At 63.2% G+C, this 13,979-nt stretch carries 14 protein-coding genes and 3 pseudogenes; 10 read left to right on the top strand and 7 right to left on the bottom strand.

The features are described 5' to 3' along the window. Window positions 1–138, top strand: a pseudogene (locus FJW06_RS30725) (aldehyde-activating protein); the annotation flags it as partial. 363 nt (window positions 139–501) lie between these two features. Here the strand turns inward: FJW06_RS30725 and FJW06_RS26490 are convergent. Continuing rightward, a pseudogene (locus tag FJW06_RS26490) lies at window positions 502–743 on the bottom strand (5-carboxymethyl-2-hydroxymuconate isomerase); the annotation flags it as partial. A 284-nt stretch (window positions 744–1,027) separates the two neighbouring features. Here FJW06_RS26490 and hpaR point away from each other — a divergent pair. Further along, on the top strand, window positions 1,028–1,432 hold the full coding sequence (gene hpaR / locus FJW06_RS26485; RefSeq protein ID WP_246674852.1) for a homoprotocatechuate degradation operon regulator HpaR: 405 nt from the start codon (window positions 1,028–1,030) through the stop codon (window positions 1,430–1,432). An 85-nt stretch (window positions 1,433–1,517) separates the two neighbouring features. Here hpaR and FJW06_RS26480 read toward each other — a convergent pair. Beyond that, window positions 1,518–1,977 (bottom strand): annotated as a pseudogene (locus FJW06_RS26480) (flavin reductase). A 522-nt stretch (window positions 1,978–2,499) separates the two neighbouring features. Here FJW06_RS26480 and FJW06_RS26475 point away from each other — a divergent pair. From FJW06_RS26475 to FJW06_RS26465, 4 genes are all read left to right on the top strand, one after another. After that, window positions 2,500–3,066, top strand: a complete 567-nt coding sequence (locus FJW06_RS26475) for a sigma-70 family RNA polymerase sigma factor (RefSeq protein WP_140756102.1) — start codon at window positions 2,500–2,502, stop codon at window positions 3,064–3,066. 163 nt (window positions 3,067–3,229) lie between these two features. Beyond that, a complete protein-coding gene (locus FJW06_RS30290; protein WP_181178587.1) occupies window positions 3,230–3,391 on the top strand; it encodes a hypothetical protein in 162 nt (53 codons plus the stop codon). 115 nt (window positions 3,392–3,506) lie between these two features. After that, window positions 3,507–4,313 carry a nucleotidyltransferase family protein gene (locus FJW06_RS26470; RefSeq protein ID WP_140756078.1) on the top strand — a complete coding sequence of 269 codons (807 nt, stop codon included), beginning with the start codon at window positions 3,507–3,509 and terminating at the stop codon, window positions 4,311–4,313. Further along, complete coding sequence (locus FJW06_RS26465) at window positions 4,306–5,055, top strand: metallophosphoesterase (RefSeq protein ID WP_140756076.1); 750 nt, start codon at window positions 4,306–4,308, stop codon at window positions 5,053–5,055. The genes FJW06_RS26470 and FJW06_RS26465 overlap by 8 nt, the downstream gene beginning before the upstream one ends. A gap of 12 nt (window positions 5,056–5,067) precedes the next feature. Here FJW06_RS26465 and FJW06_RS26460 read toward each other — a convergent pair whose 3' ends face one another. From FJW06_RS26460 to FJW06_RS26450, 3 genes are all read right to left on the bottom strand, one after another. After that, on the bottom strand, window positions 5,068–5,346 hold the full coding sequence (locus FJW06_RS26460; RefSeq protein ID WP_140756074.1) for a hypothetical protein: 279 nt from the start codon (window positions 5,344–5,346) through the stop codon (window positions 5,068–5,070). Between the two features lie 74 nt (window positions 5,347–5,420). Next, complete coding sequence (locus FJW06_RS26455; RefSeq protein WP_140756072.1) at window positions 5,421–6,434, bottom strand: ATP-dependent DNA ligase; 1,014 nt, start codon at window positions 6,432–6,434, stop codon at window positions 5,421–5,423. A 10-nt stretch (window positions 6,435–6,444) separates the two neighbouring features. After that, entirely contained in the window at window positions 6,445–6,888 is a 444-nt protein-coding gene (locus FJW06_RS26450) for a PPC domain-containing DNA-binding protein (RefSeq protein ID WP_140756070.1), read from the bottom strand. Between the two features lie 253 nt (window positions 6,889–7,141). On the opposite strand from FJW06_RS26450, the gene FJW06_RS26445 reads away from it, so the two are divergent. The 4 genes from FJW06_RS26445 to FJW06_RS26430 all read left to right on the top strand — a co-directional run bounded on the left by FJW06_RS26445 (window position 7,142) and on the right by FJW06_RS26430 (window position 11,760). Next, on the top strand, window positions 7,142–7,711 hold the full coding sequence (locus tag FJW06_RS26445) for a (2Fe-2S)-binding protein (protein WP_181178593.1): 570 nt from the start codon (window positions 7,142–7,144) through the stop codon (window positions 7,709–7,711). A 1-nt stretch (window position 7,712) separates the two neighbouring features. Further along, window positions 7,713–8,735 carry a xanthine dehydrogenase family protein subunit M gene (locus tag FJW06_RS26440; RefSeq protein ID WP_140756066.1) on the top strand — a complete coding sequence of 341 codons (1,023 nt, stop codon included), beginning with the start codon at window positions 7,713–7,715 and terminating at the stop codon, window positions 8,733–8,735. Between the two features lie 2 nt (window positions 8,736–8,737). Beyond that, window positions 8,738–11,017 carry a xanthine dehydrogenase family protein molybdopterin-binding subunit gene (locus FJW06_RS26435; RefSeq protein ID WP_140756064.1) on the top strand — a complete coding sequence of 760 codons (2,280 nt, stop codon included), beginning with the start codon at window positions 8,738–8,740 and terminating at the stop codon, window positions 11,015–11,017. 545 nt (window positions 11,018–11,562) lie between these two features. Beyond that, entirely contained in the window at window positions 11,563–11,760 is a 198-nt protein-coding gene (locus tag FJW06_RS26430; RefSeq protein ID WP_140756062.1) for a hypothetical protein, read from the top strand. 324 nt (window positions 11,761–12,084) lie between these two features. On the opposite strand, the gene FJW06_RS26425 is transcribed toward FJW06_RS26430, so the two are convergent. Then, complete coding sequence (locus FJW06_RS26425) at window positions 12,085–12,522, bottom strand: DUF2267 domain-containing protein (protein WP_140756100.1); 438 nt, start codon at window positions 12,520–12,522, stop codon at window positions 12,085–12,087. 347 nt (window positions 12,523–12,869) lie between these two features. Continuing rightward, a complete protein-coding gene (locus FJW06_RS26420; protein WP_140756060.1) occupies window positions 12,870–13,979 on the bottom strand; it encodes an NAD(P)/FAD-dependent oxidoreductase in 1,110 nt (369 codons plus the stop codon).

The raw sequence follows: 13,979 nt of genomic DNA, 5'->3' as shown, positions 1-13,979 counted from the left end.
GTCGACCCGAGCCGCATGGACGGCATCCGCGGCCAACTGAAGTCGATCGGGCTGGAACCCTATGACTGCCTCAGCCCAGGCCTGATGGATTATATCGCCACCTGGACGGCCAAGAAGTCGGGTGCGCTTCCGGCCTGACAGCCTTCCAATCTGATCGACAGACGATAGAGATACGCCGCGCCGAAGGTTCTGTGTTCCCAAACTAAGGTGCCTTCCAAGCAATGGCGTAAGACCGGCGGTGCAGTCGAGCCAGCGTAGCTCGATGGCGCCGCCGGTGCAGTTTTGCGAATGGCTTGGCTGGCGGCTGTGCCGTTCGGTCCAGGCGAGTGGAAGGCGCGGCAGTTGGGCCTAGAAGCTGGTGAGCAGCTTGCGTCCGATCGGCAGGCTAAGCGAGAGAAGAACCAAGGTTCCGCTGCACCCGCCCCTGAACAGGCGATTGGCGCAAAGAGCGGAGCTCTAGGCGGCAAAGGCAAGCCTGATCGTTCCGAACAAACCGAAATCCGAGACGAACAGAGAGGAAAGATGGTCGGTGACAGCCGCGAAGATCGCCTCGCCGGCGCTTTTCTTTTCCGCCGCGCTGCGGCCCTTGCCGATGCGGAAGTTCATGTCGATGAAACCGTCTCAGGCAAAAGGTCGGCAATAGCGTAGGCTTCGGCGCGGAAGGCGCGCACCCTGACCCCGCCCGGTTCGAACAGCCCGGTTTCGAGGATTGTGCGCGAGACCGGCGCGCAAAGCTCGCCCATGTCGACCTTCACGTCGAGATTCGCCGAATATTCGATCGCCACATGGGCAAGGTTTCCTCCGCCGGCAGCACCGGTCTTGTAGTTTACATGTGGATTACATCTTGACGCCGGAATATCAAGTATCACTCTCTCTGCGGCTGCAACTTGCAGGCTGAGATTGCCGCTCCCGCCAAAATCTCGAATATAGCCGCCATCCGGCCCCTGATCTTTGTTGCGAATCGTACTGGACTGGAATTTTCGGAGACCTGATTTTGCTACCGCCCAGCACCCGCCGCTCGTTGCCCATGGCTCTGCTTCGCGCCCGCGAGGTGATCATGGCGCATTTCCGGCCGATGCTAGCCCGCCACGATATTACCGAGCAGCAATGGCGCGTGCTGCGCGTGCTAGCCGAGTCCGGGCCGCTGGAGGCGACCGAACTCGCCAACCGCGCCTCGATCCTGCCGCCCAGCCTCACCCGCATCATCAAGGCGATGGAGGAGCGCGAGTTCATCATCCGCAACAAGGTGAAGGATGACGGCCGCCGCGCGCTGCTGGCCATCAGCCCTTCCGGTGTAGCACTGATCGAGGAACTCGCGCCGGAGCGCGTTGCGATCTACGAAGCCATCGAAAAGCGCTACGGCGCCGAGGAGCACGAGCGCCTGCTGGACATGCTGGAGAGCCTGATCCAGTCGGAGTCGCTTCCCGAGTAACGTTGGCCGGCCCGTCGCAGGCTCCGGGCGTTCGTCACTCGAAAAGCCCAGCAATTGGCTTTTCGTCCGCTTCGCGGACCGCTCCTCACCCCCCAAAACTCCCCAGCGCGCTCGGCTGCATGTAGTTGCGTCCGACATAGAGCAGCGCCGCCTCGTCGCTGCCGTGGCGGATGTCGACGACGCGCCGAACATCACATGCCGACCTTGTTCACCGCGCGATCTCGCAGTCGAAGCTGACGATGGCGTCGAGCAGCGCCGGCATGCCGGACGGCATGGTCTGCCAGCGCGCGGCCTGACAGCGCTCGGCCGTGTCGCGGATCGCCGGCGAATTTTACCGCCAGATGCATATGCAACTGGGTCAGCACATTGACGCAGAAGCGTTGGTTGGCGGGGAACATGCTAGTCTGCGCCGAGCGTTTGTTCATGCAGACCAGCAGCATCGGCCGACCGTCGGAGACGCTGCACATGGCGGTCGCGGTGAAGCCGCCGCGCCCGGCCGGACCGTCGGTGGTGACGATGTTGACCGGCGCGCAGACCCTGGCCATCGCCTCGCGGAACTTCGTCCTGATTGTCGGTTGCGGCGGCTGTGTTAGCGTAGTTATGAGTAGGTCCTTCCCTCGATACGACATAATAATGCCAGCGCCTCAAACTGCCGCTCCCAAGCGCTCGACGCTGGCTCAGGAACTGACTGCCGCATTCGAGACCATTGTCGACGAACCGATGCCCCGATGCCTGTCTGAACTGGCTCGCGATCTCGAAGCGGCCGCGCAACCAAAGTCAAGAACGTCGGCGGCAAGCGGGATTGAACGCATCGCCGTTCGGTATCCGCGCGGTGCCGGCGGCGTCCTCCTGGTCACCTCAAGACAGCACATTTCGCGGTCGGCTTCGGACGTGGGCTGACGTCTGCACCGAAGACCCGGCGGCTGCCCGGAGCAAAAGACGAGACGCGAATGACGACCGGAAACGAGCGACAATTCCTGAGGCAACAGGAACCTCCATGTCCCCAGCGCATTAGCCTTGTGGCTATCCAATCCACATGGTTCCCTGCGGAGGCATTTTTGCGGACGATGAATTCCGGCTCGTCGGCCCTTCAGAACGAGGCGACGATCGTCGATCTGATCCCGGCCTTGAGAGCTTTCGCGCGGACCTTCTGCAGGGACAAGACTGACGCCGACGATCTCGTGCAGGAGACCCTGCTCAAGGGGATAGCGCATATCGATCAATTTGAACCCGGCACCCGGATCAAGTCGTGGCTGTTCACGATCATGCGCAATACCTTCTATACGAGGCACAAGGTCTATACGCGCGAGGCGCCAGGAATGAGTGATTGCGCATCGGCCCGTTCGATTACCTATGGCGACCAGGAATGGCATATTCGTAGCCAGGAGGTTCATGCCGCTATGGGCAAGCTGCCTCCCCAGCAACGTGAGGTCTTGGTGCTGATCGCCATCCTCGGCGTAAGCTACGAGGAGACAGCGAGTATTTGCGGCTGCGCTATCGGGACCATCAAAAGCCGGTTGAACCGTGCACGGATGTCATTGCTTGAAGATCTGGGGGAGACGTCTGCAGCCACAGCCGTGGACTCCTGCACCAACGTCCCATTGCCTTTTGGTCAATCGCCAAGTCGGCGCTAGCGGATGATTCCGATGGACCCCGGCAATAGGCGGTAGCGGCGGGCAGCGGCCGCGGATTGTTTGCCGCGCCGTCCGGAACATTCCAGCCCTTCACCGGTTAGCGTCATAACCAGCAACGCCCTCGTTGCTGGAGCGGCACCTTCGATCCGGGAAGGGAAGACCAATGTCCGGCTCCCATTTGTGGCTCATCGTCGTCGCGGGCGGTCCCCTCATTCTCCTGTTAGTGATCGCCTACGTGCTCATTACCCGTCGCCGCCGGGGACCGGCGGAGCGGCGCGAGAGCGACCGGGCGGCCGAACGCCTCTATCAGGAGGAAGGGGACTAGCGCCCCTGTCGTGGCGACGCTCGTCTTGGAAGCGTGACGTCGAGTGCGGAACAACGTCGGATCACCGCTGTTACCGGAACATGTGGATGAAGATCAAAAGCCGGAGCAACGGTTGATGACCAATGACGAGTTGCCGGGAGTGCTGGCGACGCTGCCGGTGATCGACGCAAAGGCGGAGCCGACGTTGAAGAGCGCCGAGGCGGAGGCTTTCTACACGAATGCGATCCGCGAACTCGCCGCCACCGACATTCCCTTCCTGGTTGCCGGCACTTATGCGGTAAGCGCCTATACCGGCGTCGTACGCCAGACCAAGGATCTCGATATCTTCTGCAAGGCCGGCGATTGTCCGCGCATCCTCGCTCATTTCAAAGATATCGGCTACGCCGTCGAGATCGAGGACGATCGCTGGCTGGGGAAGGTTTTCGAAGGCCCGCATTTCTTCGATGTGATCTTTGCATCAGCCAACGGCACCATGCAGGTCGAGGACCAGTGGCTGGAGCATGCCCGCCAGGTCGAGCTGCTCGGCAGCCGAGTCCGGATCATCGGACCGACGGAGCTCATCTGGTCGAAATGTTTCATCCAGGACAGGGGCCGTCACGATGGCGCCGACATCGCCCACACCATCCTCAAGGCGCATGACCAGATCGACTGGCACAGGCTGCTTTCCTATCTCGACGTCCACTGGGAGGTGCTTTTGATGCAGTTGCTGAATTTCAGATGGATCTATCCCAGCGAACGCGACCAGATCCCCGACTGGCTGCTTGACAATCTGCTCGACCGGCTCGCCAGGCAGCGGCAACTGCCTTCGCCGAGGATGAAGATTTGCCGCGGCCGGCTTTTGTCGCAGGTCGACTACGAGATCGACGTCAAGGAATGGGGATTTGCCGGCGTCGGCGGGATTGGGGAATTCCGCGATGGCTGAACAAAGCAAGACGGACCGCAAAACGAACGGCAACGGCAAGATCAAGATTGCCGCGATCGGCGATCTGCATGTTCAGGAAGATGCCCAGACTTCCTATCGCGATTTGTTCGGCGAGGTTTCCCGCGAAGCAGATGTCCTGGTGCTTACCGGAGACCTCACCAATCTCGGAAAGCCGAAGGAGGCTGAGCTTTTGGCGGAAGATCTCAGGGCCTGCTCGATTCCCGTAGTCGCGGTACTCGGCAACCACGACTACGAATCCGGCTGCGTCGAGGAGATCGCGGCAACGCTTCGCCAAGCAGGCGTTTATCTCCTCGATGGACAGGCCACGGAGTTGATGGAAGTGGGCTTTGTCGGTGTGAAGGGCTTTGTAGGCGGTTTCGGCTCCAGGATGCTCGGATCCTTCGGTGAGCCGGCAATCAAGGCCATGGTGGCCGAGAGCGTCAGCGAGGCGATGCGGCTCGAAAATGCCATGCGGCAGGTCCGCGCCAAGCGCACGCTTGTGGTGCTTCATTACGCACCGATTGCGGAGACCGTCGCCGGCGAGCCGCCGGAAATTTTCCCGTTCCTGGGATCCTCCAGGCTTGCGGAAACGATCGACCGGTTCAAGGTGAGCGCCGTCGTGCATGGGCATGCGCATCGTGGCACTTTCGAAGGCCAGACTCCCGGCGGCGCGAAAGTCTATAACGTCGCCATGCACATCACGAAGCCGACGGGCCGGCCCTACGCGCTGCTCGAAATCTGAACCGATCACCCCTCAGATTTCGTCGAAGCGACTGCCTTCCTTGGAAGGATCGCGCGACAGCACGCGTTCCTCCTCGTCGTCGGGCAGGGCCTCGTCGCTCTCCTGATCGGGATTGTCATCATCCTCTTCGGGCAAGGTCCCCTCGGCTTCGCGCTGGTCGGGGCCGTTCTCGGCAACCACGCTGTCGGGAAGCACTTTGTTGCCCTCGAAGCTGTCCCAATCCTGCTGCTCGATGGTCGGCGCTTCGGCTTCATCCTGCCGTTCGGATCGCTGCTTGTTGCGAGGGTCCATGTCGTTCTCCAATGCGCGGGCTGACTGTTCCTCTCAGGAACCGCCCTGGCGGTCGATTGTTCCGCAAGGCGCAGCTACGCGATCTGCTCGAATGTGCATTGGCGCGGCGCTTTGTCGGGCCGCCAGCGCAAGAGCCTTGTGCCATGCCTGAAACGCTCGCCCGTGACATGGTCGAAACGAACCTCGACGACCAGTTCCGGCTTCAGGGGCTCCCATTCACCGCTGCGCTCCGTATTCCAGCGGCTCGGCCCGCCCGGCGCCTTGCCGGTGAAGCCCGGCCCGCCGCGCAACTCTTCGAGCCGCTCCGTGAGCGCCGCGCGCTCGTCATTGGCGATGGTCGAGGTGAAGCCGACATGATCCAGTTGCCCGTTGTCGTTATAGAGGCCAAGCAGCAGCGACCCGACCTGCCGCCTGGCATTCAGATAGCGGAAGCCGCCCACAACGCAGTCGGCGGTGCGCAGCCGTTTGACCTTGACCATGGCGCGCTCGCCCGGCCGATAGGGCTCATCCAGCGCCTTGGCGACGACGCCGTCGGTCGAACCGTGGGTGTCATCTCGCAGCCATCGCTCGGCGGTCGCGAACTCCGTGGTGGAGGGCGAAAGACGCAGCCCCTGGCCGCCGTATTTGGACACAAAGTTCTCCAACTCCGTGCGGCGATCGATCAAGGACGCTTCGAGCATCGACCTGCCGCCCGGGGCGACGACCATGTCGAACAGGATCAGCCGTGCCGGCGTCTCCGCGCTCAGCTTGCGGATGCGGCTCTCTGCCGGGTGCAGCCGCATCTGCAGCGCGTCGAAGGAAGCGCGGCCGTCGATTTCGATCACGATCTCGCCGTCGATGACGAAATTCTTGGCATCGAGGCTTTGCATCGTCGCGATCAATTCGGGAAAATATCGGCCAAGCGGCTTGTCCGATTTCGCCCGCAGGTCGACCGCCTCCGTACCCTTGAAGGCAAGGCAGCGAAATCCATCCCATTTCGGTTCGAACTGCCAAGCACCGTCCCCCCTCGGCAGTTCTTCGGCCGTCCGGGCCTCCATGGGCGGTGTGTCGAGAGGAAGCGGAAACGTATCGTCCGTGGACTTGGCCATTGCGAGGATGTCAGGCGTCGAGGTCGATCAGGGCGATGCCGAGGCCCGGCCGCTTCGTGCGCCGCAAATGGGCGGGCGTCTCGGTCACCGTGATTTCGAGCGTCGGCTGGACTATGGCTTCGAGCAGATGTCCGCCTCGGGTCGACCCGTCGCTCAGGCCGAGCACGGCATGGAGATGCAGGCTCGGCTTGCCGCTGTCGTCGACGGCGATGTCGCCGATGGCGCTGAGCACCTCACATTGCTCGTCCACGGGAATTTTCCGGTACGATCTCGAGCCGAAATCAAACCACCCGACCGTCGCCCTGTCGAAAGCGCCGATGGCTGTCAGCGAGGCGCCGGTAAGTCCCTTCTGCCCGGCGAAAGCGGTAAGGGACGCGAAGGCTTCCTCGCCCGGATCGAGCACGACCACGAATATTCTTTGTCCGGAGGTCTCGGCGACGAGTTTCGATTTCATGATGCCCTGCTGACGGAAGGGATGGACTGGGACAGAACGCCCGTCACCGGCGCATGTTCCAGCCCGGAGCGAAGCCTCGCGGCACTTCGGTTCGGACATGAAGCCTCACACTTTGGTGAAGCATCGCGGTTCTGCGCTCAGCGTCGGAACAATGGCACCCTTGAAGGGTTAGCGCACAACACCAGCCAGCCAGGAGCGAGCCATGTCCCAGCCCTCAGCCCTGTCCACCAACGGTCTCAGCCGAAGAAAGTTCATGGCAGGCACGGTCTCGGCGGCCGCGGCTGCGCCGTTGCTGGCTTCACGGGCCGAGGCCACGGCACCAGCCGCAGCCCAGCCGAAATTGAGGCAGCCGGTCATAACGTCGCTGAGGATCAACAAGCAGGCCTATGAGCTTTCGCTTGATGCCAGAACCAGCCTGCTCGACGCTTTGCGCGACCATATCGGGCTCACCGGCACCAAGAAGGGCTGCGATCACGGCCAGTGCGGCGCGTGCACGGTGCTGGTCGACGGCAAGCGCGTGCTCTCTTGTCTGAGCTTCGCCGTGATGAACGACGGCAAGGATGTGACGACGATCGAAGGCCTCGCCTCGACGGATGGCAAGCTGCATCCCATGCAGCAGGCCTTCATCGATCACGATGCCTTCCAATGCGGCTACTGCACGCCGGGCCAGATCATGTCGGGGATCGGCTGCGTCAATGAAGGTCACGCCGAATCCGAGAATGACATCCGCGAATATATGAGCGGCAATATCTGCCGCTGCGCCGCCTATCCCAACATCGTCGCCGCCATCCTGCAGGCGCGCGGCGAGACGAAGGGAGCGTGACATGCGTCCCTTCGTCTACGAACAGCCAACCGATATCTCCACGGCGGTCGCGATCGCGTCCCGGTTTGCGACCGATGATGACCAACCCACGCGAGCAAATGCGCAGTTCATCGCGGGGGGCACCAATCTTGCCGACTACATGAAGCTCGGCGTCGCCGAACCCAATCACCTGCTTGATCTGAACCAACTCAAGGAGGCTGCGCTAAGGCAAATTCAAGTAACCGACGGCGGCATCCGCTTCGGTGCCCTGGTGCGTATGGGCGAGGCCGCCGACCACGCGGAGGTCAACCGCCGCTATCCGGTCATTGCCGACAGCTTGCGGCTGGCGGCGAGCGGGCAGATCCGCAACATGGCGAGTCTCGCCGGCAATGTCCTGCAGCGCACACGCTGCGAATACTTTCGCGAGACATCCTGGCAGTGCAACAAGCGTGTGCCCGGATCCGGCTGCGCCGCGATGGACGGCTTCAACCGGCAGCATGCGGTGCTTGGCGTCAGCGACGCCTGCATCGCCACCTATCATGGCGACTTCGCCCAGGCGCTGATCGCGCTCGATGCCGTCGTTCACGCCGAGGGCGGGCATGGCGCGCGCAAGATACCGTTCGCCAAGCTGCATCGACAGCCCCGCGATACGCCGCATGTCGAGACCGATCTCGCCGCCGAAGAGATCATCACCGCCATCGAGGTGCCCGCTATCCCGTGGGCCCGGCGCTCGCTCTACCTGAAGATCCGCGACCGAGAATCCTATGCCTTTGCACTGGCTTCGGCGGCCGTCGCGCTCGACCTCGACGGCGAGACCGTGCGCGAGGCACGCATCGCGCTTGGCGGCGTAGCGACCGTGCCTTGGCGCGCCGGCGCAGCCGAAGAAGCCCTGCAAGGGAAGAAGCTCGACGAGGCATCGGCGGGAGCGGCGGCGGACGCCGCCTTCGCCGGGGCCCATCCGCGCCAGCACAACGCATTCAAGATCGAGCTCGGCAAGCGAACACTGGTGCGCGCGCTGCTCGAAACCCGCGACATGAAGGTGTGACCATGGACGCTGCCGCTCCAAGACCCAAGGAAAACCAGGGCGAACCGCTGCCGCGCGTGGATGCGCGGCTGAAAGTCACCGGGCAGGCGCATTACCCCGCCGACCTGCCGACCGCCAACCTCGCCTATGGCGCGCTGGCCACCAGCCGCATCGCCAAGGGCAGGGTGACGAAGCTTCGTCTCGACGATGCCCGAGCGGTGCCGGGCCTGCTCGACATCGTCACCTATGGCGACATGGACAAGGTCGACAAACCGAAATTCGGCAATTCCGGCGCGACGTCTATCGGACCGCTGCATGACCGGACGATCTTCCATGACGGCCAGATCATCGCGCTCGCCGTGGCCGAGACTTTCGAGGCGGCCGAAGAGGCGGCGCAACTGATCCGCGCCGAATATGAGGAGGAGAAGCCTACCGCGAGCTTCGACAGTCCGGGCACGAAGACCGTTGCAGCGGCCGGCAAAAGCCCGATGTTCAAAGAGGACGTGAAGGCAGGCGATTTCGACGCTGCCTTCGCCGCGGCGGCGGTCAAGATCGACCAACGATATTCCACACCGACCCAGCACCACAATCCGATCGAGCTGTTCTCGACGACCGCGTACTGGCAGGGCGACCAGCTCGTCGTGCATGAGCCCTCGCAGAACGTCACCGGCTGGAAAGTCGAGCTTGCCAGACAGTTGAAGATGGATCCGGCGAATGTTCGCATCGTAAGCCCCTTCATCGGCGGCGCCTTCGGCTCGAAAGGACCGATGACGCCGCGCACCGCGATCGTCGCCGTCGCCGCCAAGCGGCTCGGGCGTCCAGTACGCTGCGTGACAAGCCGCATGCAGGCTTTCGGCACCCAGACCTACCGGGCCGAAACGCGGCATCGCATCAGGATTGGCGCCGGCAAAGACGGCCGCATCACCGCTTTCGCGCATGAAGGTTGGGAGGTGACCTCGCGGCCCGATCTCTACGTCGTCGGCGGCACCTCGGCCACGGGCCGCATGTACGGCTACGGCTCGGTGCTGACCCATGTCTCGCTGGTTCAGGCGGACCGCAACACGCCGGGCTACATGCGTTCGCCACCCGAGACGCCTTATGTCTATGCGCTCGAAAACGCCATGGACGAGATGGCGGTGGCGCTTGGCATGGATCCGGTCGAGTTCCGCCGGATCAACGAACCGAAGACGGAGCCGATCGGCAAGAAACCGTTCTCCAGCCGCTCGCTGATCCAGTGCTACGACCAGGCGGCGGCGGCCTTCGGATGGGCCAAGCGCGATCCGAAGGTCGGCGCGATGCGAGACGGCGACTGGCTGGTCGGCATGGGCTGCGCCACGGCGATCTATCCCAGCGCCGTGGCGCCATGCGCGGCGCGCGTGCGTCTGACCTCCGACGGCGAAGTACGGGTGCAATGCGGTTCGCATGAGATCGGCACGGGCATTCGCACCGTGGCCGGCCAGATGGCGTCGGAACGGCTCGGCGTCGCTATCGACAAGATCAGTGTCGAAATGGGTGACAGCGGCCTGCCGCCGGCGCCCGTCTCGGGCGGCTCGATCTCCACGGCCAGCGTGTGCTCGGCGGTGCTCAAGGCCTGCGATGCCATCCGATCCAAGCTGTTTGCCGCCGCGACTGCCGAGGGTAGTCCGCTGGCCGGCTCCCATAATGAGGAGTTCGACCTTGCCGACGGAAAGATCGTGGCGAAGAGCGGCGCGTCGGCCAAGGTCGAGGACGTTATGAAAATCATGCAGGTCGGCGCGATCGAGGAATATGCCGAGTTCGCGCCCAAGGGCGCGACGCCGGAGGCGTTGAAGAAGCTCTATGCCGGGACGCCGGAATTCCATGGTGGGGAGCAAGATGAGGACTCGGTGAAATACGCCTTCGGCGCCGAGTTCGTCGAAGTGCGCATCAATCGCTACACCAGGGAAATCCGCGTGCCGCGCATCGTCGGTGCGTTCGCGGCCGGCCGCATCATGAACACGCGCACGGCGCGCAGCCAGCTGATGGGCGGCATGATCTGGGGCATCGGCCAGGCGCTGCATGAGGCGACCGAGGTCGACAGGCGCTACGCCCGCTATGTGAACCGTGACCTGCAGGACTACCTCGTGCCGGTCAATGCCGACATCAAGGACTTGCAGGTGATCCTGGTTCCGGAGGTGGACCATGCGGTCAACCCGGCTGGTGTGAAAGGCTTGGGCGAACTGGGCAATGTCGGTACGGCTGCCGCCGTCGCCAGTGCCGTCTATCACGCGACGGGCAAGCGCATCCGCGACCTGCCGATAAGGATCGAGCAGTTGCTCGCCTGAGCACGCCTGCGACGAACGCGCACGGCTATTTTCTCTGACTATTTTATCTGGCAGGGCGAAGCCCATGTTCGCCTTGGCAGGTGGATGCTGCCCATCGCTGGCCGTCCCTCTGGTCCCTGATCTGGATGTCTTTCCTCGCCGACCCGGTGGTCGTCGAGCATTCCGGGGAAGTCAAGGCGCGCAGGCGCGGCGCCCATGTGAAGGAATGAGCGGAGCCGGGCGCATGGAACATAACTTTGACTTCCAAGTTCGGTAGCGCCCTCCGCCGGGGATATCCCGGGGATCTCCGTATCCCGGCGGAGGATTTTGAGACCCGGAATTACCTGGGCTGCGGCAAACACGGCGGACCGGCGATGAACGGAACAGCCTCGAGCGGATCCTCCCGGAAACGGACGGGCGCAGCGGCGTGCCGCTCGTCCGATCGGCGCCGATCGAAGGCATGGCTGGTTTTGCCTGCAAGTGTCCTGGCAAGTTTCCTTTGCACCCCGGCATCGGCGCACCAAGCACCGGCGGGCTGGCAGTACGACCCATCCTGCTGCGCCGGCATGGATTGCTATCAGGCGCCGCCCTCGGATGTGAAGGAGACGAAATACGGCTACCAGCTTTCGACCGGAGAACTGATCCCTTACACCGACCACCGCATCAAGCGATCCCGCGACGAATATTTCCATGAATGCAAGCCCGGCGGCGACGCCAGGTCCCAGCACTCCTTCTGCCTCTATGTTCCGGACCGAGGAATGTGAGCCGGAACGGCTCGATCGCCGCCAGGATTTCCCTGTCACGGATGCCGCGACGGCCGAGATGAACGTCGACCATCCGACGGCCTCGCGGGAAAGATCGAGCATGTCAACGTCCTCCGTCCTATTCGCCGGCCTGCATCATCGGATCATCACAAAGCCCAGTCTGAAGATGGGTGCCGTCGGTCTAAAGGCGGCGGCCGATCCCAAGGTCCTCCGAAGCCCTTGAGCTTTTCGACATCGTCAAAAGCCGCACAATGCCGGGATGTGCCTCGACGGCCCACGGCCGGGATGTGCCTCGAAGACCCACGCCGGCGGGGAGCAATCCGCCTATGTACCGACGCTGCCCGGCCAAAGCGTCTGAATGTCGCTGGGCAGGGCGTCGCGCACCTTGGCTGATTGGCCGAGATCGACATGATGGGCGAGCGTCTTGAATACCGCGCGCGCCGCATCGCCGGGATCGACCGGCCACGTGGCCTTCAATCCGTCCGCAACCGGATCCAGAAACTCGTCGATGGATCGGTCGCGGCTTGGTTGATCGGATGGGTTGTACTGATCGTAATAGGCTCCGCGGATCAGGAGCGGCAACTCGGCGGCGAGATTGGCCCCCAGGTCCGGTGGCAGCCTGTCGCGCAAGGTCCGCAGGACGACGCCAAGGGTATGCCAAGCCAACTGCCGATCGGGCCCGAGATCATCCATGATCTCCTTCAGCCAGATATTGGTGGTCTGTATCGTCTTGTCGAAAACGTCGAGGCCATTAGGGCTCATCATCGCCTCCAGATGAGAAATGCCACACGCCCACCGAAGACAGAACCCGCTACCGGAGTTATTGTTTCGTTCGTTCTGGCAATTGTTTGGCTGCCCGGAAGCGCTGCAGCGAATCCTCAAACGACCGCGTCGTGCGGGCGTAGCGTTCACCGGGCGTGACTTCGAGGATACGCCACAAAAGCCATTCTGACGGGCTAGTCTAAAGCACATCCGGTTAATGCGGTTCATATCCTGCGCTTGAAGCAGTTGGCACATTTAGCTGGGTGAAGAGGTCGACGGCTGCGCCGACCGCGCCCCTCATGACGCGCAGCGATCGCCCGGCCTTATTGCCGAGCACCGGCGCCGTCTCAGGCGAGGAGGCACGCCACCTGGTCGGCAATCGCCAAGCTCGAGGTCAGGCCGGGACTTTCGATGCCGAACAGATTGACCAGACCGGCGCTTCCATGGACCGTCGCATCCTGGATGACGAAGTCGCTGTTGGCTTCGCCCGGGCCGGAGAGTTTCGGCCGGATACCGCTATAGGCAGGCTGCAGGCTGCCGTCGGCCAGATCGGGCCAGTATTTGCGGATCGCGGCATAGAAGCGCTCGCCGCGCGCCGGGTTAACGCGGTAGTCGAGCGTGTCCGTCCACTCGACGTCGGGCCCGAACCGAGCGTTGCCGCCGAGATCAAGTGTCAGGTGGATGCCAAGGCCGCCCGGTTCAGGCACGGGGTAGATCAGCCGCGAGAAGGGCGCCCGGCCCACAACCGAGAAGTAGTTGCCCTTGGCATATCTCAGCGTCGGCAAGAACCGCCGCTCGAAGCCTTCGAGCGAACCCGCCAACGCAACGGCGCCGAGGCCGGCCGCGTTGATGAAGCGCGACGTGGCGACCTCGAAACCTCCGCCGCTCGCCGTATCCACTGTATGAAGCACGATGCGGCCGCCATCGATGCGGCCCGAAACGATGCGCGTGTTGAGCGAGAGCACCGCGCCGCTTTCCTCGGCATCGCCGAGTAAGGCCAGCATCAGCCCGTGGCTGTCGACAATGCCGGTCGAGGGCGAGAGCAGTGCGGCGGTGCAATGCAGCGCCGGCTCCAGCGCTTGCGCCTCCTCGGCGGCGAGAAAGTGCAGGTCCTCGACATTGCAGGCCGCGGCGTTGGCCCGAATAGTGGCCAGCACCGGTTCCTGCGTCACGTCGGTCGTGACGATCAGCTTGCCCGAGCGGCGGTGCGGAATCGAACGCTCGGCGCAGTAGCGGTAGAGCATGTCGCGTCCCGCTACGCAGAGCCTGGCTTTCAGCGACCCTTGCGGGTAATAGATGCCGGCGTGGATGACTTCGGAGTTGCGCGAACTCGTTTCGGTGCCGATGGCGTCCGCCGCTTCGACGATCAGAGTTTCGAGCCCAAGCGCCGCCAGTTTGCGCGCGATCGCCAGACCGATCACGCCGGCGCCCGCGATGATGCAATCGATCTGTTCCAT

Origin of the sequence: Mesorhizobium sp. B4-1-3 (genome assembly GCF_006439355.1) — a bacterium.
In the GTDB taxonomy this organism is placed as follows: Bacteria; Pseudomonadota; Alphaproteobacteria; order Rhizobiales; family Rhizobiaceae; genus Mesorhizobium.
Note: the sequence above shows the minus strand (reverse complement) of the source record. Positions and strands in the feature narration are given on the sequence as shown.

Coding starts and splice junctions, on each gene's coding strand:
- FJW06_RS26470 (WP_140756078.1), top strand. CDS start 3,507: ATGACCAATGACGAGTTGCCGGGAGTGCTGGCGACGCTGCCGGTGATC.
- FJW06_RS26450 (WP_140756070.1), bottom strand. CDS start 6,888: ATGAAATCGAAACTCGTCGCCGAGACCTCCGGACAAAGAATATTCGTG.
- FJW06_RS26435 (WP_140756064.1), top strand. CDS start 8,738: ATGGACGCTGCCGCTCCAAGACCCAAGGAAAACCAGGGCGAACCGCTG.
- FJW06_RS26440 (WP_140756066.1), top strand. CDS start 7,713: ATGCGTCCCTTCGTCTACGAACAGCCAACCGATATCTCCACGGCGGTC.
- FJW06_RS30290 (WP_181178587.1), top strand. CDS start 3,230: ATGTCCGGCTCCCATTTGTGGCTCATCGTCGTCGCGGGCGGTCCCCTC.
- FJW06_RS26475 (WP_140756102.1), top strand. CDS start 2,500: ATGAATTCCGGCTCGTCGGCCCTTCAGAACGAGGCGACGATCGTCGAT.
- FJW06_RS26420 (WP_140756060.1), bottom strand. CDS start 13,979: ATGGAACAGATCGATTGCATCATCGCGGGCGCCGGCGTGATCGGTCTG.
- FJW06_RS26425 (WP_140756100.1), bottom strand. CDS start 12,522: ATGAGCCCTAATGGCCTCGACGTTTTCGACAAGACGATACAGACCACC.
- hpaR (WP_246674852.1), top strand. CDS start 1,028: ATGGCTCTGCTTCGCGCCCGCGAGGTGATCATGGCGCATTTCCGGCCG.
- FJW06_RS26430 (WP_140756062.1), top strand. CDS start 11,563: ATGGATTGCTATCAGGCGCCGCCCTCGGATGTGAAGGAGACGAAATAC.
- FJW06_RS26465 (WP_140756076.1), top strand. CDS start 4,306: ATGGCTGAACAAAGCAAGACGGACCGCAAAACGAACGGCAACGGCAAG.
- FJW06_RS26445 (WP_181178593.1), top strand. CDS start 7,142: ATGGCAGGCACGGTCTCGGCGGCCGCGGCTGCGCCGTTGCTGGCTTCA.
- FJW06_RS26455 (WP_140756072.1), bottom strand. CDS start 6,434: ATGGCCAAGTCCACGGACGATACGTTTCCGCTTCCTCTCGACACACCG.
- FJW06_RS26460 (WP_140756074.1), bottom strand. CDS start 5,346: ATGGACCCTCGCAACAAGCAGCGATCCGAACGGCAGGATGAAGCCGAA.